The organism is Burkholderia sp. AU45251 (assembly GCF_030482905.1).
Classification (GTDB): domain Bacteria; phylum Pseudomonadota; class Gammaproteobacteria; order Burkholderiales; family Burkholderiaceae; genus Burkholderia; species Burkholderia aenigmatica.
Window position 1 is genome coordinate 297,354 of record NZ_JAUJQH010000004.1, and the last position, 22,696, is coordinate 320,049.

19 protein-coding genes are annotated in these 22,696 nt (G+C 67.9%); 3 read left to right on the forward strand and 16 right to left on the reverse strand.

The window, feature by feature from the left end; translation table 11 throughout:
* Positions 1-87 precede the first annotated feature (87 nt).
* Positions 88-2,049 carry a phosphatase PAP2 family protein gene (locus QZM67_RS12960; RefSeq protein ID WP_301803551.1) on the forward strand — a complete coding sequence of 654 codons (1,962 nt, stop codon included), beginning with the start codon at positions 88-90 and terminating at the stop codon, positions 2,047-2,049.
* Positions 2,050-2,589: 540 nt separating this feature from the next.
* The gene (locus QZM67_RS12965) at positions 2,590-4,695 is read left to right on the forward strand and encodes a TonB-dependent siderophore receptor (RefSeq protein WP_301803554.1); all 2,106 of its coding nucleotides are present in this window, start codon (positions 2,590-2,592) and stop codon (positions 4,693-4,695) included.
* A gap of 31 nt (positions 4,696-4,726) precedes the next feature.
* Here the strand turns inward: QZM67_RS12965 and QZM67_RS12970 are convergent, their stop codons facing one another.
* The 6 genes from QZM67_RS12970 to QZM67_RS12995 form a co-directional block, all read right to left on the reverse strand.
* A complete protein-coding gene (locus QZM67_RS12970; protein WP_301803558.1) occupies positions 4,727-5,980 on the reverse strand; it encodes an arsenic transporter in 1,254 nt (417 codons plus the stop codon).
* Positions 5,981-6,017: 37 nt separating this feature from the next.
* Positions 6,018-7,298, reverse strand: a complete 1,281-nt coding sequence (locus QZM67_RS12975) for an MFS transporter (protein WP_301803804.1) — start codon at positions 7,296-7,298, stop codon at positions 6,018-6,020.
* A gap of 13 nt (positions 7,299-7,311) precedes the next feature.
* Positions 7,312-7,863, reverse strand: coding sequence for a hypothetical protein (locus tag QZM67_RS12980; RefSeq protein ID WP_301803561.1), 552 nt, complete (start codon positions 7,861-7,863; stop codon positions 7,312-7,314).
* A gap of 58 nt (positions 7,864-7,921) precedes the next feature.
* Positions 7,922-8,698, reverse strand: a complete 777-nt coding sequence (locus QZM67_RS12985; RefSeq protein WP_301803565.1) for a hypothetical protein — start codon at positions 8,696-8,698, stop codon at positions 7,922-7,924.
* 168 nt (positions 8,699-8,866) lie between these two features.
* Positions 8,867-10,243, reverse strand: coding sequence for a sigma-54 dependent transcriptional regulator (locus QZM67_RS12990; RefSeq protein WP_301803566.1), 1,377 nt, complete (start codon positions 10,241-10,243; stop codon positions 8,867-8,869).
* Complete coding sequence (locus QZM67_RS12995; RefSeq protein ID WP_301803567.1) at positions 10,225-11,712, reverse strand: PAS domain-containing sensor histidine kinase; 1,488 nt, start codon at positions 11,710-11,712, stop codon at positions 10,225-10,227. Before QZM67_RS12995 ends, QZM67_RS12990 begins: the two co-directional genes overlap by 19 nt.
* A 197-nt stretch (positions 11,713-11,909) precedes the next feature.
* Between QZM67_RS12995 and QZM67_RS13000 the strand changes: the two genes are divergently transcribed.
* Positions 11,910-12,866, forward strand: coding sequence for a mannuronate-specific alginate lyase (locus tag QZM67_RS13000; RefSeq protein WP_301803568.1), 957 nt, complete (start codon positions 11,910-11,912; stop codon positions 12,864-12,866).
* A gap of 16 nt (positions 12,867-12,882) precedes the next feature.
* On the opposite strand, the gene QZM67_RS13005 is transcribed toward QZM67_RS13000, so the two are convergent.
* The 10 genes from QZM67_RS13005 to QZM67_RS13050 all read right to left on the reverse strand — a co-directional run bounded on the left by QZM67_RS13005 (position 12,883) and on the right by QZM67_RS13050 (position 22,681).
* Positions 12,883-14,004 carry a porin gene (locus QZM67_RS13005; RefSeq protein WP_301803570.1) on the reverse strand — a complete coding sequence of 374 codons (1,122 nt, stop codon included), beginning with the start codon at positions 14,002-14,004 and terminating at the stop codon, positions 12,883-12,885.
* 133 nt (positions 14,005-14,137) lie between these two features.
* Positions 14,138-15,106: an agmatinase gene (speB, locus tag QZM67_RS13010; RefSeq protein ID WP_301803572.1), complete on the reverse strand. Its 969-nt coding sequence runs from the start codon at positions 15,104-15,106 to the stop codon at positions 14,138-14,140.
* A 46-nt stretch (positions 15,107-15,152) separates the two neighbouring features.
* The gene (locus QZM67_RS13015; protein ID WP_301803575.1) at positions 15,153-16,742 is read right to left on the reverse strand and encodes a gamma-glutamyltransferase family protein; all 1,590 of its coding nucleotides are present in this window, start codon (positions 16,740-16,742) and stop codon (positions 15,153-15,155) included.
* 14 nt (positions 16,743-16,756) lie between these two features.
* Complete coding sequence (locus QZM67_RS13020) at positions 16,757-18,127, reverse strand: aspartate aminotransferase family protein (RefSeq protein WP_301803577.1); 1,371 nt, start codon at positions 18,125-18,127, stop codon at positions 16,757-16,759.
* A gap of 89 nt (positions 18,128-18,216) precedes the next feature.
* Positions 18,217-18,981, reverse strand: coding sequence for an ABC transporter ATP-binding protein (locus tag QZM67_RS13025; RefSeq protein ID WP_301803580.1), 765 nt, complete (start codon positions 18,979-18,981; stop codon positions 18,217-18,219).
* Positions 18,978-19,715: an ABC transporter permease gene (locus QZM67_RS13030; protein WP_301803583.1), complete on the reverse strand. Its 738-nt coding sequence runs from the start codon at positions 19,713-19,715 to the stop codon at positions 18,978-18,980. Before QZM67_RS13030 ends, QZM67_RS13025 begins: the two co-directional genes overlap by 4 nt.
* On the reverse strand, positions 19,712-20,410 hold the full coding sequence (locus QZM67_RS13035) for an ABC transporter permease (RefSeq protein WP_301803586.1): 699 nt from the start codon (positions 20,408-20,410) through the stop codon (positions 19,712-19,714). The genes QZM67_RS13030 and QZM67_RS13035 overlap by 4 nt, the downstream gene beginning before the upstream one ends.
* Positions 20,411-20,484: 74 nt before the next feature.
* Positions 20,485-21,270 (reverse strand): ABC transporter substrate-binding protein, encoded by a 786-nt coding sequence (locus QZM67_RS13040; RefSeq protein WP_301803589.1) that lies wholly within the window; start codon positions 21,268-21,270, stop codon positions 20,485-20,487.
* A 141-nt stretch (positions 21,271-21,411) separates the two neighbouring features.
* A complete protein-coding gene (locus QZM67_RS13045; RefSeq protein ID WP_301803593.1) occupies positions 21,412-22,089 on the reverse strand; it encodes a GntR family transcriptional regulator in 678 nt (225 codons plus the stop codon).
* A 307-nt stretch (positions 22,090-22,396) separates the two neighbouring features.
* A complete protein-coding gene (locus QZM67_RS13050; RefSeq protein ID WP_301803595.1) occupies positions 22,397-22,681 on the reverse strand; it encodes a hypothetical protein in 285 nt (94 codons plus the stop codon).
* Between the last annotated feature and the right edge of the window lie 15 nt (positions 22,682-22,696).

The following is a 22,696-nucleotide window of genomic DNA, read 5'->3' on the forward strand; positions in this document are numbered from 1 at the left end:
GGATGCGACGCGCAACAATTCCGTAACGGCCGCGTAACGATCGCTCATCACAATCCTCCCTCTTCGCCCCTCAGGATGGAGTCTTGCATGTTTGCGTCACGAAGCCGTTTCCCGCTGCATGTCGCGGCATTGACGAGTGCGATCGTACTGGCTGCCTGCGGCGGCGGCGACGACGTCGCGTCGACCGGCACCACGGCGGCCGCCGTGCCGGCGCCGCCCGCCGACCCCGGCTTCGTCGACAGCGCACCGCTCCCGAGCGTGCCCGCGTTCGTCGACAACGTCGCGACCAACCAGCGCGGCGACGCGCGCTATGCGACGCTGTCGACCAACGCCGCGGTGCGCGTGACGAGCCGCTTCCTCGATCTCTGGCAGCCGGCGACGATGCTGGTCGACGCGGGCGTGAGCGCGCCGGCCAATGGCGCGTTCCCGGCCATCTCGCCGTCGCCCTGCTCCGGACTGCCGAACAGCGGCGTGTCGTGCGGCACGATCCTGAACGATACGGTGCTGTCGGCCAACGTGCAGTACGTGATCGACGCGACGACGGCCCGTACGCCGCAGCAGGCCGATGCCGCGTACTACGACGACCGCCGCGGCAAGGGATACAGCGTGACCGACGGCATGGGCCCGCTCACCGCCGCCTGGCGCACCGCGGCCCAGCAGACGACCAGCATCACCAGCGTGCCCGCCGACGCCACGACCGTGCTGTACAACGACTCCGGCAACAACGTCGGCGTCGGCAGCAGCAGCGGCAACGCCAGCTTCGGGAAAGTCGTCGACCTGCTCAACGAAATGGGCAACAACGCGTCGACCGAGCCGTCCAAACGATTCTACAAATACGCGCGCCCGTACCGCTGGAGCACGGGCGTGGTGGTCGCGCCGACGCTCGTGCCGGCCGAAAGCACGACGCCCGCGACCGACGGCGGCTTCATCAGCGGCCACACGGCCGAAGCGGTGCGCGATGCGACGACGATGGCCTGGCTCGTGCCGGAACGCTTCCAGGAAATGATCAGCCGCGGCCTCGAACTCGGCGAGAACCGGATCCTCGCCAGCATGCACGCGCCGCTCGACGTGATCGGCGGCCGCATGCTTGCGCTGGCCGTCAGCGCGGCGAACCTGACCGCCTACGCCGGCGACGCACAGGCTGCCTACGCCCAAGCCCATCAGACGCTGCAGCAACTGACGGGCACGAGCGCCACGACGTTCGCCGCGTTCGCGCACACCGGCACGACGGCAACCGACCGGTTCGCCGACTATCCGACGAACAAGGCGGCGTTCCTGCGCCGCATGACGTTCGGCTTCGGCGCGATCGAATCGACGAACGCGCCGCCGGTCGTGCCGAAGGGCGCGGAAATCCTGCTGCAGACGCGTTTCCCGTACCTGAGCGCCGACCAGCGGCGCGTCGTGCTGAAGACGACCGAACTGCCGTCCGGCTATCCGGTCATGGACGACGCCGAAGGCTGGGGGCGCCTGAACCTGTTCGCGGCGGCCGACGGCTACGGCGCATTCAACGGCAACGTGATCGTGTCGATGGATGCATCGCAGGGCGGCCTCAATGCGGCCGACCTGTGGCGCAACGATGTCGCGGGCGCCGGCAAGCTGACGCTGCAGGGCACCGGCACGCTGACGCTGGCAGGCAACAACGGCTACACGGGCGGCACGCAGGTAAGCGGCGGCACGCTGGCGGCCGCGTCGACGACGGCGTTCGGCACAGGCGACGTGTACGTCGGCTCGGGCGGCAGCGTGCGAATCGCGGCCGGCGCGCCCGTGACGATCGCGGCCCGCTACACGCAGCTCGACAACACGACGCTGGAACTCGACATCGACGGCAACGGCGGCGGACGCCTGCGCGTGGGCGGCCCGCTCACCGTCGCGGGCGGCACGCTGCACGTGAAGTTCGTGAACGGCTACGCGCCGAAGGCCGGCGACACCCTCGCGCTGATCGACGGCGCAGCGGGTGTCGCGAAGTTCGCGACGGTGACGGTCGACGGGTTCAAGGCCACGCCCGTCTATACCGCGACGGGCGTGTCGATCACGCTGTCGGCAGCGTAACCGGCACCGAAGATCGATCCTGCAGCGGCGCCCACGGGCGGGACCGCGTACCAAAGCGCCGTTGCAGCTCGATGATCGTGGGCAGGTTGAAACGCAGGCTGACCTCGACACAGCGTTCCAGCCCTCGCGCGCGTCTTCGCGCGTCCGAAGCTCGCCGGATCGACGGCGGGCTGAAAGCCGACCCGGATAGACCGCGCGCAGGCGCCGGTACGCATTGGCGAACGCGGTGCCATGCATCGCGCGGCACCGCACATTCGCAATTTCTCGAATGATTCTCGCGTGAGCGTGGCGAAGGGTCTATCCGGTCATCTCCCCGACACGACCTGTTTCCCGCCATTCGGCATTTCAAGAAACCCGCCCTTCCCCTCGATCGCATCCACGCGCCCCACCGTTTCACTTCCCGCATCAATTCTCAAAATTACGATTGCAAATGCCTCTCATTTGCATTAAATTGCCGCGCAAATGTACTGTTTGGAACACAGATGCCGGCGCCAGGCCGCCCGCCGTGCCCGAACGCAAACCACACAAAAAGGGAGGGGTATGAGCAGGAGGAACTGGGCGGCCGCACCGATGGCCATCGTCGTCGGCACGGCCGGCATGGGCGCCGCCGACGCGCAGGAAACGGCGCTGCCCGCCATCGAGGTCTCCGCGCAACGCGCGACGGCGCCGTTTCGCACGCGCGAATCGACGAGTGCGACGCGCAGCGAGGCGGACGTGATGGAGATTCCGTTCGCGGTCAGCAGCGTCGATACGAAGCTGATCCAGACCGTGGCCGCGACGCGCGGCGACGATCTTTACGACTGGGTCGCGGGCGTCTCGCGCCAGAACAACTTCGGCGGCCTGTGGGACAACTACGCGGTGCGCGGCTTCGCCGGCGACGGCAACACGTCCGGCACCGACTACCTGGTCAACGGCTTTTCGTGGAATCGCGGCATGAGCGTACCGCGCGACACCGTCAACCTCGAGCGCATGGAAGTGCTCAAGGGGCCGGCGTCCGCGCTGTACGGCCGCGGCGATCCGGGCGGAATCATCAGCTACACGACGAAGCAGCCGCAATTCGCCCGCGCGAACACCATCGGCGTGTCGGCCGGCAGCTACGGCGCATTGCGCCAGACACTCGATTCGACCGGCCCCGTCACGAAATCGCTGGCGTACCGCTTCGTCGCGATGAACGAGAACAACGGCAGCTTTCGCGACACGGTATCGAGCAAGCGCTACCTGTTCTCGCCGTCGTTCACGTGGGACATCGGCGCGGACACGACGCTCCACTACGAGTTCGAGAGCGCGCGTCAACGTGCGCCGCTCGATCGCGGCGTGCTGGCGGTCAACGGGCAGCTCGGCGTGATCCCCGCGTCGCGCTTCCTCGGCGAGCCGCGCGACGGCGACTACGACGTGCGCAACACGGGCCACCAGTTCACGCTCGAGCATCGCATCGATTCAAGCTGGTCGATCAACGCCGGCGTCGCGCAGCGCAACACCGACCTGTCGGGGCGCTCGTCCGAGGCCTTCGCATTGCAGCCGGACGGCCGCACGCTGTGGCGCCGCTACCGGCAAGTCGCGTTTCACTCGAACGACCTGCAAGGCCGCGTCGAGACGACCGGCACGTTCCGCACGGGCGGCATCGGCCATACGCTCGTGATGGGCGTCGATGCGTATCGCTTCAACTACGACCAGTTCGTCACGCGCTCCACGCCGACCGCCGCGGCGCCGTATGCGATCGACATCTTCGATCCGGTCTACGGCCAGCCCGCGCCGACGCCGCGCACGGCGACCAACCTGCTCGAACGCGACAACGGTCAAGGCGTCTACGCGCAGGACACGCTCGCGTTCGGGCCGCACTGGAAAATCCTGGCCGGGCTGCGCTGGGATCGCTTCCACCAGTCGATCGACAACCGCCTGAAGGGCGTGACGACCAGCCAGTCGCAAACCGCCGTGAGCCCGCGTATCGGCGTCGTGTATGAAATGAGCCCCGCGTTGTCGCTGTATGCGAACACCGCGTATTCGTTCCGGCCGAACAACGGCGCCGACGTCGGCGGCAACGCGTTCGATCCCGAAAAGGGCCACGGCTACGAAGCCGGCGCGAAGTGGGCCGGCGCGCGCTGGCTCACGACCGTGTCGGCGTTCTACGTGACCAAGCGCAACGTCCTCACCGCCGATCCGGCGAATGCCGGCTTCTCGCGCGCGGCCGGCGAAGTACGCAGCCGCGGCGTCGAATTCGAATGGAGCGGCGACCTCGGCCACGGCCTGCGCGGCATCGCCAACTTCGCGTACGTCGACGCCGAGGTCACGCGCGATACCGTGCTGGCACCCGGCTCACGCCTCGTCGACATCCCGCGGCTGAGCGGCAGCGCGCTGCTGATGTACGAGACGACCCTGCCGTTCGCGGACAAGGCCGGCGCCGGTGCGGGCGTGATCTACGTCGGGCGCCGGGCCGGCAACACGGCCAACACGCAGGACGGCTTCGAGCTACCGGCCTACGCGACCGTGCAGCTCAACGGCTACCTGCAGGTCAACAAACACCTGCGTGCGTCGGTTGTCCTGAACAACCTGTTCAATCGCACCACCTACGTCAGCTCGTACAACAGCCTGTGGATCACGCCGGGCGCGCCGCGCAGCCTGTTCGCTTCGCTCGCCTACTCGTTCTAGGATGGCCGGGACGACAGACCGGCTTCGCGCGTCAGCCGCCGAACACGAACCGCGCGGCCAGTGCGAGCAGCAGCGCCGGCGGCATCACGCACGCGCCGACCGCGAGAAATTCGCGGAAACCGACCTGCAGCCCTTCGCGCCGGATCGCCGCAAGCCACAGAATCGTCGCGAGCGATCCGGTGATCGACAGGTTCGGGCCGAGATCGACGCCGATCAGAATCGCATCGACCATCGTTTGCGGGCTGTGCGCGGCTTGGATCGTCGAGTTCGCGATCAGCCCGGCAGGCAGGTTGTTGACCCCGTTCGACACCAGCGCGACCGCGACGCCGGCCACGGCCGCGGCGACGTGCTCGCCGCTTTGCATCAGCGCGTGCAGCAGCCCCGCCAGCACGCGCACCGCGCCGGTCCGGTCGAGCGTCTCGACGACGACGAACAGGCCCGCGACGAGCGGCAGCACGCTCCATGAAATCGAGCGGACGATCGACACGCCCGCCACGCGATCCCGCATCAGCACGCACGCGAGCGTGACGCCACCCGCCAGCGCGGTGGGCAACCCGAGCGGGCGATCCAGAACCGACACCACCATCAGTACGACAGCCGTTGTGGCGATGCCCGCCAGCGCGATGCGCCCGCCGCGCGTCAGCGGCTGCACCGGCAGCCCGGATTCGCAACGGCCGGCAAGCGCACGTCGCTGCACGATCCGCAGCATGACGAACGTGCACGCGACCGACGCGACGGACGGCGCCGCGAAGTGCGCGAGCCATGCGCCGAGCGACGGCATGTGCGCGCCGTACAGCACCAGGTTCGCCGGATTCGAGATCGGCAGCACGAAACTCGCGGCATTGGCGACGAATGCACAGCTGTACAGCAGCGGCATCGGATCGGCCTTCGCGCGGCGCGCGGCCGCGAAGACGGCAGGCGTCAGCACGACGGCGGTCGCATCGTTCGACAGGAAGACCGTGGTCGCGACCCCGACCAGATAGACCCACGCGAACAACCGGCGGGGCGAACCCTGCGCGAGATTGACGACGTGCGTCGCGAGCCAGTCGAACAGCCCCTCGCGACGGGCCACCTCGGACAGCAGCATCATCCCCGTCAGAAACAGGTACACGTCGCCGCCTTTCGCGACGGCGTCCAGCGCCTGTGCGACGGGCAGCAGGCCGAACACGACGAGCAGCAGCGCGCCGCCCACGGCCCAGGTGGCCTCGGGCCAGCCGAAGGGGCGCGCGATGACGCCGGCGGTGGCAAGCGCGGAAATCAGCCATGCGAACGAAACAGGATTCATGGGCAGGTCGACAGAGACAAGAGAATCGAAATCGCTTTCACGACGAGGTCGCCGACAGGTCGGCCGGCTTGCCGCACACGCTGCTCAACGCGCGCGCATGACCGAGCCACAGCGCGAGCGAGCCGGTCGACACGGCACCGAGTACGACGAACGCGGCCGGATAGCCGAAGTGCTGGGCAAGCATGCCGCCCAGCACGGGACTGAGCGCCGCGCCGATACCCTGCGCGGTCGCGACGGCGCCCTGCCCGGCATTCACGCGGCCGGAGCCGTGCAGCAGGCGAACGACGAGCGCGGGCACGACCACGCTTTGCAGGCCAGCGCCGATGCCGTCGAGCACCTGCACCGGCCAGACGCCCGCTTCGCTCATCCACGCCGCGGCAACCGCTCCGCGTACCGGCAGCACGAGGTACGAGAACAGCAACACCCGCCAGTAACCGTGCGCGCGAATCAGCCGCGGCGCGAGCCAGGCCGCCGCGATCATCACGAACTGCGCGATGACGATGGTCTGCGCGGTAAACGCGCTCGCGTTGCTGCGATGCGTGACGACGACGCCCATTCCGTAGAGCGGCAGCATCGCGGCGTTGCCGAGATGAAACAGCGCGAGCGACGCGCCGAGCAGCACCAGCGGCCGGTTTCCGGCCAGCGTGCGCAGGCCGCCGACGTGCGACGTCGCCACCGCCGACGCCGACGCCGTATCGAACGCATCGGGAGGCGCAGCCTCCGTTCCCGGCGCGGCACCGTCATGATCGAGACCACGCGCGCACGCATGATCGATCGCCTGCCCGGGAATCGCCAACGCGCTGACGATGGCCAGGACCGTGAACGCGCCGACGAGCGCGAACACCGCATCGAATCCGGCATGCCAGCCGAGCCATCCCGCGAGCGCCGCGCCGGCGACGTTGCCGGCGTGGTTCGCCACCTGGTTGCGTCCGAACTGCCGATCGAAGCCCTGCCGGCGCACGATGCCGAGCGTCACGCCCGCGACGGCCGGTGCGAGCGCCGCGCCGCTGACGGCCGCCAGGATCTGCGTCGCCGCCACCGCCGGATAGCTGTGGACGAACATCAGCGCCAGCGAGGCCAGCGCCGTCGCGGCGGCCGCGACGACGATCAGCGCCCGCTTCGCGCGCACCGCATCGACGAGCGCGCCGGCCAGCGGCGTCGCGGCCATCGCGGCGAGCCCGGCCAGCGTCATGACCGTGCCGATCGCATCGGCGCCCCAGCCGCGCGACAGCAGGATGACGCCGACGAACGGGCCGATGCCGGCCTGCACGTCGGCCAGGAAGAAGTTGAGCGCTTCGAGCGCGCGTGCGGGCCTCATGGTCGCCGCACGCTCAGTCGGCATCCGCATCGACGAGCTCGGCGATCTCGCTCACGTCGAGCGTCGTGCCGTGCGGCGTGACGACGCCGTGCCCCCACGCCTGCACATGGACACCAGGCTGCAGGTAGTCGTGCAAGGCTTCCGCCGCGTGCGGCGGTAGCCGCAGCGCGACGCCGCTCGTCAGCAGCGCGCCGTTCAGCTCGCCCTTCGGGCCGTGCAGCGCAAACGCGATTTCGCCGCTCAGGTCCATCGGCTCCCGATCCGGTTGCGGCGGCTTCGGGGCCGCGTGCGGCGGCGGGGGACCGTCGTCGACGATGTCGACGCCGTCGCGCACGGTCAGTTGCACGGCCGCGACCATCTCCGCGCCACGCGGCTTGACGCCCCGCACGCGGATGCGGTCGCCGACCGCGACATGGCGCACCAGTTCGCGGCCCAGGTGCGGCGGCACGTGAACCTGCAGGTCGCCGTTCAGGATCAGGCCGTCGACGTCTCCGCGCGGATTGAGCAGGAACTGCGTGACGCGGCCGCGCGTTTCGGGCAGGCAGGCGGGATCGATCCAATGCATGACAGGACTCCTTTCGATGGATTGATGCTTCGATGGATTGCGGAACGGCACCGCGCGATCAGCGCGCGACATCGTCATAGAGATTCACGACATGGCCCGGTGCGCCGAACGCCGTCGCCTGCAGCGCTTCGCCGTAGGCGTTGCGCGTGCCGTAGCCAACCGCGGCCACGCGCTCGCCGGGTGCGAGCAGCGCGCCGAATTGCTGGGCGGCCGGTACGGTCAGCTTGACGATCGCACCACTGTCGAGCATCACGCCGTCCGGCTCGCCGCGCGGCGCGCGCGTCACGCGGCGCACGACGCCGGACACGCTCAGGCGGGCGAGGTTGACGCCGCGCAGCACGGGAGGAACGGGCGCCACCGGCGCGGGCGGCTGGTCGGACAGCGATGCCCCGGTGCTGTCGTTGCGCACCACGCGTGCCTGGATTTCATCGTCGCCGCGCCGTTCGCCGGCTACCGTGACACGCTCGCCCGACCGCACGAGCGCAGCCAGTTGCGAACCGAGATGCGGCGGCAGACGGACAAGCGTGCCGTCGGTCAGCACGAAGCCGTCGACGGTCCCTTCCGGATTAATCGTCAGGCGCGACAGCGTGCCGGAAACCAGCGCATCCGATGCGGTGTCGTTGCCGGCACCGGCAGGCAAACGCGCGCGCGGCCGAGGGGGCGGAGGGGGCGGCATGGCACCGGCCGGGTCTTCCGCGCGCGGCGCCGGCGGCACCTGCGCCACGCTGACCGTTGCGATGGCAACGAGCGCGGCGGCGCAGAGCGTGCGATACGACCGGCGAACGGCGGCGCGGCAACGCGGCCGCGATCGAACGACAGGCAGGTAGCGCTTCATGACGGGCTCCGGCGACGGGTTGCGATGCATCGATATCTGCAATACCCGTGCCAAGCCGCGACGCCCCGTGTGATCAGGGGCCGAACGATGATGCGTGCCAAACATGTCGGATTTCCCGACACGTTGCTTCACGGGCTGTCGGCCATCCCGACAGCCGAAACGGCGCGACTAGTCGTCGCGCTCGATCCCGAGATTCGCCATCCGCGCATAGAGCGACTGGCGGCCGATGCCGAGCTGCCTCGCCGCCTCCGCGCGATTGCCGTTCGCGCGTTCGAGCGCATGCAGGATCGCCGCGCGTTCGACCGTCGCCAGCGCGTCGGGCAGCGGCATGTCGAGCAGGTGTGCCGGAACCGTGTCGGCGCCCGACTGGCGCGCCGGCGCGACGGCCAGGCCGAGATCGGCCGCGCCGACGGCCGGCCCGGGGGCGAGCGCGGCCGCGCGCTCCATCACGTTGCGCAGTTCCCGCACGTTGCCCGGCCAGCGATGATCGAGCAGCGCCCGCTGAGCGTCGTTGGTCAGATGCAACGGCCGCGTACCCGCCGCGCTGCCCAGGAAATGCGCGGCCAGCGGCAGGATGTCGGCCACGCGATCCGCGAGCGGCGGCAGGTGCAGCGGAATGACGTTCAGGCGATAGAACAGATCCTCGCGGAACGTGCCGTTCGCGACGGCGGCGGCGAGGTCGCGGTGCGTCGCGGCCACGACGCGAATGTCGATGGCCGTGGCGCGATCCGCGCCGAGCGGCGTCACCTCGCGCTCCTGCAGCGCTCGCAGCAGCTTGGCCTGCATCGCGGCCGGCATGTCGCCGATCTCGTCGAGAAAGAGCGTCCCGCCGTCGGCCTCGACGAGGCGCCCCGCGCGATCGGCATGCGCGCCGGTGAACGCGCCGCGGCGATGCCCGAACAACTCGCTCTCGAGCAGATCGGCCGGGATGGCCGCGCAGTTGACGGCGACGAACGGCCCCGCATGCCGGGCCGATGCCGCATGCAGCACGCGGGCCGCCACCTCCTTGCCCGTGCCCGTCTCGCCGGTCACGAGCACAGTCGCATCGGTCATCGCGGCGCGGCCGACCTGCTTCTGCACGTCGCGCATCGCGGCGCTCACGCCCAGCAGTCGCGGTCGGTCCGCCGACGGCTCGCCCGCGAAACCGCCGTCGTCCGGCGCGCGCGCGGGCGGCTGATTCGCCGATACGATGCGTTCGAGCAGTTGCGCGATGTCCCGCCGCCCGATCGGCTTCGTCAGGTGATCGAATGCGCCGAGCCGCATCGCCTCGATCGTGTTGTCGCTGGTCGCGTGGGCCGTCAGCATCACGACCGGAACCGCGGCCAGTGCCGGATCGTCGCGCAGTTGCGCGAGCACGGCCAGCCCGTCCAGATCCGGCAGGCGGAAATCCAGGAAGATGCATGCGATGCCGCCGCCGTCGCGCAACGCGCTCAGCGCGGCCCCCCCGGATGCGGCCTCGACGGCCCGATGACCGAGATCGGCGAGCGTTTCCGCCAGGCCGTCGCGAAATGCCGCGTCGTCGTCGACTACGAGGATGTTTGCCATGGAATTTCAATCACGAATGCGGCGCCCTCGTCGAGGCGCGCCTGCCCGCCGTGCGCCGCCGCCACTTCGCGGACGACCGCAAGACCGAGACCCGTGCCGTCCGCGCGCCCGGTCACGAAAGGTTCGAAAATCCGCTCGCGCTGCGCGGCCGGCACACCGGGGCCGCTGTCCGACACGGTGATGCGCAGCCAGTCGCGCCCGGCGAACGCGCGCCGCTCGGCGGCCAGCGTGACCGCTCCGCCGTCGCCCGCGTGGTGCAGCGCGTTGAGCAGCAGATTGTCGAGCGCCCGCCGCATCTGGTCGGGATCGAAGGCGGGAAAATCCGACGGCCACGCGAGCCGTTCGCCCTGCCCCGCGAGCGACACCGTCAAGTCGATCGCCTGCCGCTGCGCCAGTTCGCGATGCGCGTCGACGACCTGCGCGAGCCATGCGTCGACGTCGACGCGTGTCGCGTGCGGGCGCACCGGCTGCGTCAGCGCGAGCAGGCTCGACAACTGCGCATCGATGCGCTCGATCTGCGCGAGGATCACGCGCAGTGCGTCCTGCTGCCGCCGGCCATCGCCGGCCAGCGCGTTTTCCGCCTTCAGCCGCATCGCCCCCATCGGATTGCGAATCTCGTGCGCGACCTGCGCGGCCAGCTTGCCCAGCATGCCGAAGCGCTCGGCCTGCGCCAGGCGCGTGCGCAGTTCGTCGGCCTGCTGTTGCAGCCGGTCGGCCCGTCGCGCCCGCTCGTTGAACGCATCGATGACGCGGTCGAGATCGGGTTCGCCGACGTACGGCAGAAGATGCGCGCGACCGTCGGGCCCCAGCCCGCTCTCGATCCGGGCGAGATTGCGTTTCCAGCGGCGCAGCGCCACGGCCAGCGCCGCCGCGATCGCCAGAATCCCGGCGAGCACGGCAGCGAGGCCCGTGGCCAGCATTTCCCCGTGCCGGCCCAGCGGCGGGCGCGCACGGGTCAGCATCCAGACGTACAGGCCCGATCCCCCGCGTACTGGACAGGACGCCGCGATCACGGCGTCCTGCGCGCCTTCGACGACGTTCGCCGTCGCGACATGCGTCGCGGCCGCGGCACGCAGCGTGCGCAGGATCAGCGGGGTTTCCGCTTCCGGAACGTCGCGTTTGACGCCACTGCCCTGATAAGTGGGAAAGGAATACGCGAGAAAGCCGTTCGCGGCGGCGGCGCCGGACATCCAGAACCCGCCCTCCATGTCCGGGGCACGCGAGAGCACGATGTCGAGGATCGCGTGCATCAGCTCCGGGGCGGGCCCGGCGCCCGCCGACGCGGTAGAGGCGCCGTAACGCGACGCGACCGCTTCGCACGCCGACGAGCCGGCGGCCTTGGCGCTGGCCACCTGCTGACTCTCGGCGGAGCTCGCCGTGACCCAGACGACCGCGACCAGCGTCGCGCACAGCGCCGCGACGAGTGCCCAGAGCATGACGAGTTGGGTGGAAAACGACGGACGCTTCATCGAATCGGGCTGGCGGTTGAGGACGACAGAATAACGTATTGCATCTCATGTGAAGCCGCTGCGACCGCCATGCGTCGCACCGGCGGCCCGCCGGACCGGAACGGCAGCAGTTCATACCGGAAAGCCGGGCGAAAGCCTCGGACGCTAGACTGCACCCGGTCCCGCGTCCAACCCGAAACGTCCTCGTCGAGCACCCTATGCGCACCGTTTCCGTTCGAGCCTTGTTCGCTGTCCTGTTCGCCGTCGGCACACTCGTCGGCACGGCCTCCGCCAGCCGCGCGTGCGAAGTGCCCGCCCCCGTGCGGACGATCGATCCGCCCGGCTACTACGACGACCCCACCGGTTATGCGCGCGACGTGAAGCCGATGCGTGACTTCGTCGCGAAGCTGAACACCGCGGCGGATCACGGCGACTGGTCGTGCGCATTGACGCTGCTCGACACTTGGGCGCAATCGGATGCGTTGATGGGTCATATCTCCGGTTATCAGGGCTACTACGAACGCTCGTGGGCCGGCACCGATTTCGCGATGGTGATCCTGCGCATGCCGCACGGGATGCGTGAAGCGAACCGCGCGCCGTTCAACGCGATCGACCCATGGCTCGAACGTATCGCGATCGCGACGCGCAATGCCGAAGCGATCAACCACCTGCACAACAATCTCGTCTATTGGGCCGGGCTCAACCTGATCGCGATCGGCACCGTCACCGACAATGCAAGCCTGATCGATTCCGGCTTGCTGCGGGTACGCGAAGGCATTCGCGACATCCGCCCGGACGGGTCGCTCGAGCGCGAGGTGAAGCGCGGCGACCGCGCACTCCACTATCACACCTTTGCGCTGCTGCCGCTCGTATTCGCGGCCGAGCTCGTGCAGCGGCGCAACATCGATCTCTACCGCGAAAACGACGGTGCGATCGGCCGCCTCGCGAACCTCGTGATCGACACGGTGGAGGATCCTGCGAGCTTCAAGAAGATCACGCCGATCAAGCAGGACCTGTTTCCGTGGACGTTTCGCGACGAGCTGAGCTGGGTCGAACCGTACTACGCGCGCTTTCACGATCGCCGCCTGCCGGCGATCATCGCGCCGCGCCGCCCGTTCAGCGAATGGCGGCTCGGCGGCGACGTGACGGCGGCGTGGGGCGCGCCGCTGCCGTGACGCGCGCCGCGTGCGATCAGAAGCGGTGGCGAATCCCGACGATCGCCAGCTCCTGGGTCGCCTTGCCGCCATCGACATACGCGTCCGCAATCACCGCCTGAGCCGAGCGCGCGCCGTTGCTGCCCGATGCGTGCCCGTAGCTCGCCGTCGCGTAGAGATCGGTGCGCTTGCTGAGCGCGTAGTCGGCCGCGAGCGTGACCTGCTGGTACGTGGCCGACGAATCGCCGTGCGATTTCAGGTAGTTGTAACCCGTCTCGAACAACAGCGCCGGCGACGCCTGCCACGCGACGAACATCGATCCGTTGTTGAAGCGCTCCGCCGCCCCGAACGTCGAATTGCCGTCGCGCAAATACTCCGCATAGCTGTAATGGCCACCGAGCGTGAACGCACCGAGCACGTAGCTCACGCCGGCGCGCGCGATATTCACCGCACTCGCCGTCGCGTAGGCGTCATTGACCGGCGACAGGAAGATCGTATCGGCGCTGCTTGCGCCACGCGTCGACAGCACTGCGTTGCCGTTGTCCAGATGAGCGTAGCCGGCCGCGACGGTCAAGGGCCCGGCCGTGTACGACATCGCCGCGTTGTACGCCTGGCCCGAGCCGACCGAGCCCGCCACGCCGCCGAATCCGTACATCGCGGCCACCTGCAGCCCGCCCCACGACGGGCTCACCCATTTGACCGCATTGCTGTTGCGGACCGAGCCGTCGGCGTTGTCGACGTCCCCGGGCGCCGTGAAGTACTCGAGAAAATTGTTCCCCTGTACCGGCAACACCAGATCCTGCAACGTATCCTGCTGACGCCCGGCCGTCACCGTGCCGAATCCGCCCGACAGACCGACGAACGCCTTGCGTCCGAACAGCAGGCCCCCGCTCATCTTGCCGCTGTTCACGTTGAAGCCGTTCTGCAGGTTGAACAGCGCGCTCAGGCCGCCGCCGAGATCCTCCGTGCCCTTCAGCCCCCACTGGCTGACGGACATCTGCCCCGATTGCAGCTTGACCTGGTTGCTGGCGCCGCCGGTGTTGTGCGTGTACTGAATCGATTCGTCGATGACGCCGTAAAGCGTGACCGAGCTTTGCGCACATGCATTGCCGCACATGCCGGCCGCGCATGCGAGTGTGGTCGGTGCGATCCATTTCATTGCCGTGCTCTCCTGTCGTTGCGTGGTTGATTCGTCTGGGTGACGTGCTTTCCTGCGTCTTTCTTCATTCGTCATTCGATTCGGATACCGAATTGATATGTGCGATATCGATGCCACCTTTTTTACCGGGGCCCTACCGCGCCATGCGAGCGCGATGCCTGAACAAGCAGACCAGCTCGCTCGCCACGTGCGCGGCGGCAAGCGCGGTAATGTCCGCGTGATCGTAGGCCGGCGCGACCTCGACCACGTCCGCGCCGACCAGGTCGACCGACGTGAGCCCGCGGATGATCGACAGCGCCTGCGCACTCGACAAGCCGCCCGGCACGGGCGTACCGGTGCCAGGTGCGAACGCCGGATCCAGCCCGTCGACGTCGAAGGTGAAATAGGTCGGCCGCGCGGCGACGATCTCGACGATGCGTGCTATGGCCGCGTTCACGCCGTGCTCATGCACCCACGTCGCATCGAGCACCGACACGCCCATGAAATCGTCGTTCCAGGTCCGAATGCCGATCTGCACCGAGTGGGCAGGGTCGATCAGCCCGTCCTTGATCGCCTTGTAGAACATCGACCCGTGATTGAGGCTGTCCGGCTGATCGTCGGGCCAGGTGTCGCAGTGCGCATCGAAATGGATCAGCGAAAGCGGCCTGCTGTATTTTTCCGCATGGGCCACGAGCAGCGGATAGCTGATGTAGTGATCGCCGCCGAGCGTCAGCATCCTCGCACCGGCATCGAGTATCGTGCGCGCATGCGCGACGATCGCCTCCTTGACGGTCGACGGGTTGTGCACGTCGAGCCAGCAGTCGCCGTAGTCGATCACCGCATAGTCGTCGAACGGATTGATCCCCCACGGATACGGCAGCAGCACGCCGAGCTGGCTGCTCGCCGCGCGGATCGCGCGCGGGCCGAGCCGCGCGCCAGGACGATTGGTCGTCGCGATATCGAGCGGCACGCCGGTCACCGCGAGATCGACACCGGCCAGCTCCTTCGTATACAGCCGCCGCATGAACGAGATCACGCCCGCGTAGGTATTCTCCTTCGACGATCCGTATGGCGATTCGCGGCGGATCGCACCGTCGCCGCGTACAACCAACTGCTTCTGCATGATGCGTCCCCCCTGTTTTCGTGTGCCTGCAATGCGGACGCCCGAGTCAGATACCGAGCGCGCAGCCGTCCTTGCGATGGTCGGACGCCCCGATCAGCGTGCCGGCCTCCCAGTCGATCCGGATCGCCTGCGCGCCGCCGATCGCCCAGTTCGGCGCCACGAGATTGAAGCCGCGCCGCGCGAGCGCTTCGCGCGCCGGCGCGGGCATCGTGCATTCGACCTCCACCTGATCGGTGCCCGGCCGCGGAAAGATGCGCGGCAGGTCGATCGCCGTTTGCAGATCCAGGTCGTAGTCGAGCACCTTCGACAGGAAGTGCGCATGCCCCATCGCCTGATAGTGACCGCCCATCACGCCGAACGTGATCTGCACCTTGCCATCGCGGGTCACCATGCCCGGAATGATCGAATGCATCGGCCTCGCGTGCGGTGCGATCGCATTCGGGTGGCCCGCTTCGAGCGTGAAGCTCTGGCCGCGGTTGTGCAGCATCACGCCCGTTTGCGCGGACATGATGCCGCTGCCGAACGGATGAAACAGCGAATTGATGAAGCTCGCGCAATTGCGATCCTTGTCGACCACGCAGATGTAGACCGTATCCTTGTGCTCCGCCGGCGCCGCGACCGGCGCGCCGAGGGTATACAGCGCCGCGATGCGCGTACGCAGCGACTCGACGGACGCATCCGACAACAGCGTCTCGACGTCCATCGGCCGATTGCGCGGATCCGCCAGCAGCACGTCGCGCAGCGCATACGCGACGCGCGCGGCGTCGATCTCCCGGTGCAGGCGCTCGGCGCCGAGCGGATCGTCGTTCGCGTCGAATCCCTCGAGCAGCTTCAGCAGCAGCAGCGCGATGACGCCCTGCCCGTTCGGCGGGCATTCGTGCACGTCATATCCGCGAAAGCGCGCGGTGATCGGCGTCACGTATTCGCCACGGAACGCCGCGAAGTCGTCCATCGTGTGCAGGCCACCCATGCCCCGCAGGCGGGCCACGATATCCTCCGCGATCATCCCTTCGTAGAACACGCGCGGGCCCGCTTGCGCGATCGTCTCGAGGGTGCGCGCGAGCAGCGGCTGCCGATGCACGCTGCCCGCGCGGGGCGCGTGGCCGGCAACCAGCATCTGCGCGCGGCTCGTATCGTCCAGCGACAGCAACTGCGCCTGATGCGCCCAGTCCGCCGCCGCACGCGGTGCGACCGCATAGCCGTCGCGCGCCAGCCGGATCGCCGGCGCAAGCAACGCGGAAAGCGGCAGCGAGCCGTGGTCGCGCGCGAGCGTCGCCCATGCATCGACCGCGCCGGGCACCGTCACCGCGTGCGGCGAGTGGCGCTCGATCGACGCAACGCCGAGCGCGCTCAGCCGCTCGACGCTGGCGGCGGCCGGCGCCCAGCCCGACCCGTTGAAGCCGACGATGTCGTCGCCGCCGCCGCGCGAATAGAGCGCGAAGCAGTCGCCGCCGATGCCGGTCGAGCCGGGCTCGACAACGCATTGCACGGCGCACGCGGCAATCGCGGCGTCCATCGCGTTGCCGCCCAATTCCAGGATCCGGACGGCAGCCAGCGTCGATGCGGGATGCGACGTCGCGGCCATCGCTTCGGTCGACATCACGAGCGAGCGGCCGGGTTGTTCGAAATTCCTCATGGTGTTCTCCCGACTCAGCGTGCGGCCAACGACCGGCGCCACGCGAGCGTGTCGTCGAGCGCTCGTTTCGACGCATCGAACAACTGATCGATTTCATCGTGCGTGATGATCAACGGCGGACAGAAATTGAACGTATCGCCCAACGCCCGCGTGATCACACCGTGCGTCAGCGCCCGCTCTCCGGCGTGGATCGCCACGCCCTCGGAGAGCGCGAACGGCTCTTTGGTCGCCTTGTCGGCGACCAGTTCGACGGCCGCCAGCAGCCCGGCGCCGCGTGCCTCGCCCACGAGCGGATGCGCGGCGAGATCGGCCACGCGCTGCCGGAAATGCGGGATCACGTCGCGCACGTGGTCGAGCACGCGGTCTTCGTCGTAGATCCGCAGCGTCTCGAGCGCGACGGCCGCGCAAACGGGATGGCCGCTGTACGTGAAGCCGTGGCCGAAGGTGCCGATCTTCTCGCTTTCGGCCACGAGCCCGCGATAGATCGCATCGCTGACCATCAGCGCCGAGATCGGGAGATAGCCGGCCGACAGCTGCTTGGCGACGACGATCATGTCGGGTTGCATGCCGAAGGTTTCCGAGCCGAACATGTTGCCGGTTCGACCGAAACCGCAGATGACCTCGTCGGCCACGAGCAGGACGTCGTACCGCTTCAGCACGCGCTGGATCTTGTCCATATAGGTGGCCGGCGGGACGATCACGCCGCCCGATGCCATGACCGGCTCGGCAAAGAACGCGGCGATCGTCTCGGGCCCTTCGCGCAGGATCAGTTGCTCGAGCGAATCGGCGCAGCGCGTCGCGAACTGCTCCTCCGATTCGCCGGGCAGCCCGTGACGATAGTAGTGCGGGCAGTCCGTATGCAGGATGCGATCGATCGGCAGGTCGAAGTCGCGATGGTTGTTCGGCAGGCCGGTCAGGCTCGCGGAGGCAATCGTCACGCCGTGGTATGCCCGTGTGCGCGCGATGATCTTCTTCTTCAGCGGCCGGCCGAGCGCGTTGTTGTAATACCAGATCAGTTTCACCGCCGTGTCGTTGGCTTCCGAACCGGAGTTCGCGAAGAACACCTTCGACATCGGCACGGGCGCCAGCGCGATCAGTTTCTCGGCCAGCAGGATCGACGGTTCGGATGACTTATGACCGAACGCGTGATAAAACGGCAGCTTGCGCATCTGGCGGTCGGCGGCGTCGGCCAGCCGCGGTTCGCTGAACCCCAGCGACGCGCAGAACAGGCCGCTCAGCGCTTCGATGTAGCGGTTGCCTTCCGTGTCGTACACGTAGACGCCCTCGCCGCGCTCGATCACCATCGGCCCGACGTCTCGGTGGCGACTCAGGTTCGTATACGGATGAAGGACGTGGTCGATGTCGTTCTGCTTCAGCGTGTGCATGAGTACCTTCCTGGTTGAGTCTCTTCCATGGTCGTGTCTTCCGTGTGCGGAACCGGCCCGGATCGGCCCGAACCGGCCGCCGCATCGCACTACTTGAGCCCGCCGGACAGGAACTTCTGCAACCGGCTGCTTCTCGGCGTCTTCAATATGTTGCGCGGATGGCCTTCCTCCTCCACCACGCCCTGGTGCAGGAACATCACGTGGTTCGACACCTCGCGCGCGAAGCCCATCTCGTGCGTGACGACGATCATCGTGCGGCCTTCGCGCGCGAGATCGCGCATCACCTTGAGCACGTCGCCGACCAGCTCCGGATCGAGCGCCGACGTCGGTTCGTCGAACAGCAGCGCATCGGGCTCCATCGCGAGCGCCCGCGCGATCGCGACACGCTGCTGCTGGCCGCCGGACAGATGGGCCGGATACGCATCGGCGAATCGCGTCATGCCCACCTGCTCGAGATAGCGCGCCGCCCGCTCGCGCGCCTCCGCGCGGCCGAGCTTCAACACATGCAGCGGCGCCTCGACGACGTTCTGCAGCACCGTCATGTGCGCCCACAGATTGAAATGCTGGAACACCATCGCGAGCCGCGTGCGCATCCTGCGCAACTGGGCGGGGTCCGAAATGCGGATCCGGCCGCTGCGGTCGACCGAGGTCCGCACCTCGCCGCCGCCGAGCGATACGCGGCCCGACGAAGGCGACTCCAGAAAATTGATGCATCGAAGCAGCGTGCTCTTGCCCGATCCCGACGAACCGATCACGCTGATCACGTCGCCCGGGTTGGCTGCCAGCGAGACACCTTTCAGGACTTCGTTGTCACCGTAGCGCTTGTGGAGATTTTCGACAGACAGTGCATTCATGTGGGGTTGCTCCGCGATTGCGCAAGCGTGGAAGGCGGCAGCGGCCGCAGGTGGACGAGCCAGCGTCGCTCGGTTGCCCGGATCAGCAGCGCGACGAGCCCGGTCAACGCGAAATAGACGGTGCCGACGGAAATGAACGCCTCGAACGGCGCGTAGTAGTTCGCGTAGACATCCCGCGCGGCGCCCGTCAGGTCGATCAGCGTGATCGCGCTGACGAGCGACGTACCGTGCAGCATCAGGATGATTTCGTTGCTGTAGGCAGGCAGGAACCGGCGCAGCGCCGACGGCAGCACGATGCGGCGCCATGCGGTCGCACGCGACATCCCGTAGGCCTGCGCCGCTTCGACTTCGCCGTACGCGGTGGCGCGGATCGCCCCGGCCAGGATTTCGACGGTATATGCACAGGTGTTCGCCGTCAGCGCGATCATCGCGCAGCCGAACGGATCGCGCAGCAGCAACAACGGATTGCCGCGCTGCCACGCGTCCTGAACCCACTGGAACTGGCCGAATCCGTAATAGACGATCATCAGTTGCGCGAGCAGGGGTGTACCGCGCATGAACCACGTGTAGACCGCCACCGGACCATGCACGAAGCGGTTCGGCGACACGCGCAACACGGCCAGCGGAATCGCGAGCAGCAACCCGAGGGCCAGCGAGCCCACGGTCAACTCCACCGTGACCCGCAGCCCGCCGGCATACTCGCCGAGCAGCGAGATCCATTGTTCATGGCTCATCCGTGCAGCCTCCCCTCGCGCATGCCGCGATTCAGGCGCACGCGGGCACGTGCCAGGCACGCCGTCGATCCCGACGTCACCAGCAGATAGACCGCGCAGGCGGCCAGGTAGAACGTCATCGGCGCTTGGGTCGTGCGGCCGGCCTGGTCGGAGATGAACATCACGTCGTGCAGGCCGATCAGCGACGCGATCGCCGTGGTCTTGAGCAGCACCAGCCAGTTGTTCACGGCGGCGGGCAATGCGAGCCGCGCCATCTGCGGAAACAGGATGCGGCGAAAGGCGAGCCATCCCGAGAATCCGTATGCGCGCGCCGCCTCCATCTGGCCGCGCGGCACGCCGAGCATCGCGCCGCGGAACGTCTCCGTGTAGTACGCACCGAAAATGAAGCCGATCGTCAGCACCGCGGTGGCGAATGCGTCTACGTCGGGCGCATGCAGGCCGAACGTGGCCGACAGCCGGTTCAGCAGGATCTGGCCGCCGTAGAACACCAGCAGCATCATCACGAACTCCGGCACGCCGCGAATCAGCGTGGTATACGCGGTGGCGACGGACACCAGCACACGCGAGCCCGACAGCTTGGCCATCGCGCCCGCCATGCCGATGCATACGGCGAGCGCGACGGACAGCACGGCGAGCACGATCGTCACCTCGGCGCCGCGCAACAGGGCCGGCAGGTATTGCTGCAATTCGGACATGACGCTCCTTTCCCGCGCTCTCGGGATGCGTTCAGGCTGCGCCGGCGCATGCTCGCGCGCCGGCGTGGCCTCGGTCAGTAGATGTCGAAATCGAAGTACTTCTTCTCGATGGACTGATACACGCCGTTGGCGCGAATGGCCGTGATCGCCTGGTTCAGTTGCTGCCGGAGATCGTCGTCGGTCTTGCGCACCGGAATGCCGTAGCCCTCGCCCAGCAGCGCCTTCTGCTCGGGCGTCGTACCGACGATCGGCGTGCCGACGAACTTGAAGTTCGCGCCTTCCGGTTTCGTCAGGAACGCCGAATACGCGGCGGTCGCGTCCTGCAGCGCGGCGTCGATGCGGCCCGAGCGCAGGTCGAGGTAGACCTCGTCCTGGGTCGGGTAGCGCACCAGTTGCACGCCGTTCTGCACCCAGTACGCGCTCGCGTACTTGTCGGCTAGCGTGCCGCGCTGAACGCCGACGCGCTTGCCCTTGAGGTCCGCCGGCGTCGCGTCCTTGATGGGGCTGTTTTTCGCGACGACCAGCCGGCGCGGCGTGTTGTAGTACTTGTCGGTGAACGCGACCTTCTGCTTGCGCTCGGCGGTGATCGCGACCGACGCGACGATCGCGTCGACCTTGTCGGCCATCAGCGCGGGAAGCAGGCCGTCCCAGCCGATCTGCACCAGCGTGCAGCTGGCGTGCATCTGCGCGCACAGTGCATGGATGACGTCGATGTCGAAGCCCACCGGCGTGCCGTCCGGCTGCATCGCCGAAAACGGCGGATACGCGCCTTCGTAGCCGATCCGGATGTCCTTCCACTCTTTCGCCTGGGCCTGCGCGGCCGCCAGCATGACGGTGGCGAGCACCAGGAATCTCATCATGTGTCGTTTCATGTCGATACTCCGTGACTGGTTTCGGTGGAAATGACTGCGTGGTCGTGTTACAGGGCTTTTGTACGATGATTGATTCGGATAACTTATTGACATGGACGAGGCGCCAACAACCGCCTCGCCCTGTTTCCGTCAGTGGCCGCCCGTCATCCAGTCGCGCACTGCCGGGACGGTCGCTTCGATATGCTCACGCACCGCTGCCTCGAGCGCGGCAGGATCGCCACACCGGATCGCGTCGATCAGCCCCATGTGGTCGTCGCGCGATGTCTTCGGCTTGTAGGCGCGCTCGAGCCACAGACGCATGTGCGGTTCCACCACCGTGTGCAACCCGGCGATCTGGGTGATCAGGCGCTGGCGCCCGCTCAGCCGGCACAGATATTCGTGAAAGCTGCGATGCGCGGTGACCCATTGCTGGCCGTCGGTTTCGGCGCGCTCCATCGCATCGATCAGGCGCGTCAGTTCGTCGATATGCTGCGGCGTGATGTTCGGCAGCGCCATGCGCGCCGCCAGCCCTTCCAGCACGCCGCGCATGCCGAACACCACCTCCATCTCGTCGACGTCGAGCCCCCGCACGACCGCGCCGCGATTTGGACGGATCACAACCAGCCCTTCGCTCGCGAGCCGACGGAACGCTTCCCTCACCGGCATGCGGCTCGTATTGATCTCGGCGGCGATGTCCTCGGGAATCAGGCGATCGCCTGCCTTGTACGTCCCCATCCGGATGCGATAGAGCACATACGCATAGGCCTCTTCCTCGGCCGTGGCGGGAAATTGCGGATGCAGCGATGGCGTACGTGTGTCCATGTTCATGCAATGACCTCTTTCGCGGACCCTCGGCGTGGCCACGCAGTCCTCGCACGCCGAAGGCGCGGAACAGGCTCGCGGACACTTGTCTTGTCGCAAATGAAATGTATTAGTAATAGTGGATATTTGTATCTACGAACGCACTATACGTCGCCATAAATAATGTCGAATATGGGTTAACCCTTACATTAGAAACACGCTGCCGCGCACCCGCACGCAAAAAAGCCCGACGCCGGAAATCCGGTGTCGGGCGTCTCCATCGATCACGGCGTACGGTGCGTCTATCGAGCCAGCGCGGCGACTTGCGCCGCCGTCAGCGCACCCTGGTCGGCGCGCCGTCCCGCTCGATCCGCTCGACGATACGCGCAAGCCGAATGATGTCGGTCAGCGCGAAATCGGCTGCATCGGGCCGCGGCCGGCCGCGTTCGTCGGCGACGCGCATCGCGAACGCGAGCGCTTCGGAACGCTCCCGCAGCAACGCCCTGAGCGCATCCGCGACGACCCGGCGGTCGCGCGGGTCACGGAGGCCGAGCGCCGAGCCGACATCCGGCGTCATGAGCGGGCCCGCCTCCAGTGCGGAGACGTTCGGCACGTGCATCGTGTTCATATCCAT

What these genes read in the sequence shown, in the direction of transcription:
- QZM67_RS12960 (WP_301803551.1), top strand. Translation starts at nt 88, where the DNA reads ATGTTTGCGTCACGAAGCCGTTTCCCGCTGCATGTCGCGGCATTGACG.
- QZM67_RS12965 (WP_301803554.1), top strand. Translation starts at nt 2,590, where the DNA reads ATGAGCAGGAGGAACTGGGCGGCCGCACCGATGGCCATCGTCGTCGGC.
- QZM67_RS12970 (WP_301803558.1), bottom strand. Translation starts at nt 5,980, where the DNA reads ATGAATCCTGTTTCGTTCGCATGGCTGATTTCCGCGCTTGCCACCGCC.
- QZM67_RS12975 (WP_301803804.1), bottom strand. Translation starts at nt 7,298, where the DNA reads ATGAGGCCCGCACGCGCGCTCGAAGCGCTCAACTTCTTCCTGGCCGAC.
- QZM67_RS12980 (WP_301803561.1), bottom strand. Translation starts at nt 7,863, where the DNA reads ATGCATTGGATCGATCCCGCCTGCCTGCCCGAAACGCGCGGCCGCGTC.
- QZM67_RS12985 (WP_301803565.1), bottom strand. Translation starts at nt 8,698, where the DNA reads ATGAAGCGCTACCTGCCTGTCGTTCGATCGCGGCCGCGTTGCCGCGCC.
- QZM67_RS12990 (WP_301803566.1), bottom strand. Translation starts at nt 10,243, where the DNA reads ATGGCAAACATCCTCGTAGTCGACGACGACGCGGCATTTCGCGACGGC.
- QZM67_RS12995 (WP_301803567.1), bottom strand. Translation starts at nt 11,712, where the DNA reads ATGAAGCGTCCGTCGTTTTCCACCCAACTCGTCATGCTCTGGGCACTC.
- QZM67_RS13000 (WP_301803568.1), top strand. Translation starts at nt 11,910, where the DNA reads ATGCGCACCGTTTCCGTTCGAGCCTTGTTCGCTGTCCTGTTCGCCGTC.
- QZM67_RS13005 (WP_301803570.1), bottom strand. Translation starts at nt 14,004, where the DNA reads ATGAAATGGATCGCACCGACCACACTCGCATGCGCGGCCGGCATGTGC.
- speB (WP_301803572.1), bottom strand. Translation starts at nt 15,106, where the DNA reads ATGCAGAAGCAGTTGGTTGTACGCGGCGACGGTGCGATCCGCCGCGAA.
- QZM67_RS13015 (WP_301803575.1), bottom strand. Translation starts at nt 16,742, where the DNA reads ATGAGGAATTTCGAACAACCCGGCCGCTCGCTCGTGATGTCGACCGAA.
- QZM67_RS13020 (WP_301803577.1), bottom strand. Translation starts at nt 18,127, where the DNA reads ATGCACACGCTGAAGCAGAACGACATCGACCACGTCCTTCATCCGTAT.
- QZM67_RS13025 (WP_301803580.1), bottom strand. Translation starts at nt 18,981, where the DNA reads ATGAATGCACTGTCTGTCGAAAATCTCCACAAGCGCTACGGTGACAAC.
- QZM67_RS13030 (WP_301803583.1), bottom strand. Translation starts at nt 19,715, where the DNA reads ATGAGCCATGAACAATGGATCTCGCTGCTCGGCGAGTATGCCGGCGGG.
- QZM67_RS13035 (WP_301803586.1), bottom strand. Translation starts at nt 20,410, where the DNA reads ATGTCCGAATTGCAGCAATACCTGCCGGCCCTGTTGCGCGGCGCCGAG.
- QZM67_RS13040 (WP_301803589.1), bottom strand. Translation starts at nt 21,270, where the DNA reads ATGATGAGATTCCTGGTGCTCGCCACCGTCATGCTGGCGGCCGCGCAG.
- QZM67_RS13045 (WP_301803593.1), bottom strand. Translation starts at nt 22,089, where the DNA reads ATGAACATGGACACACGTACGCCATCGCTGCATCCGCAATTTCCCGCC.
- QZM67_RS13050 (WP_301803595.1), bottom strand. Translation starts at nt 22,681, where the DNA reads ATGCACGTGCCGAACGTCTCCGCACTGGAGGCGGGCCCGCTCATGACG.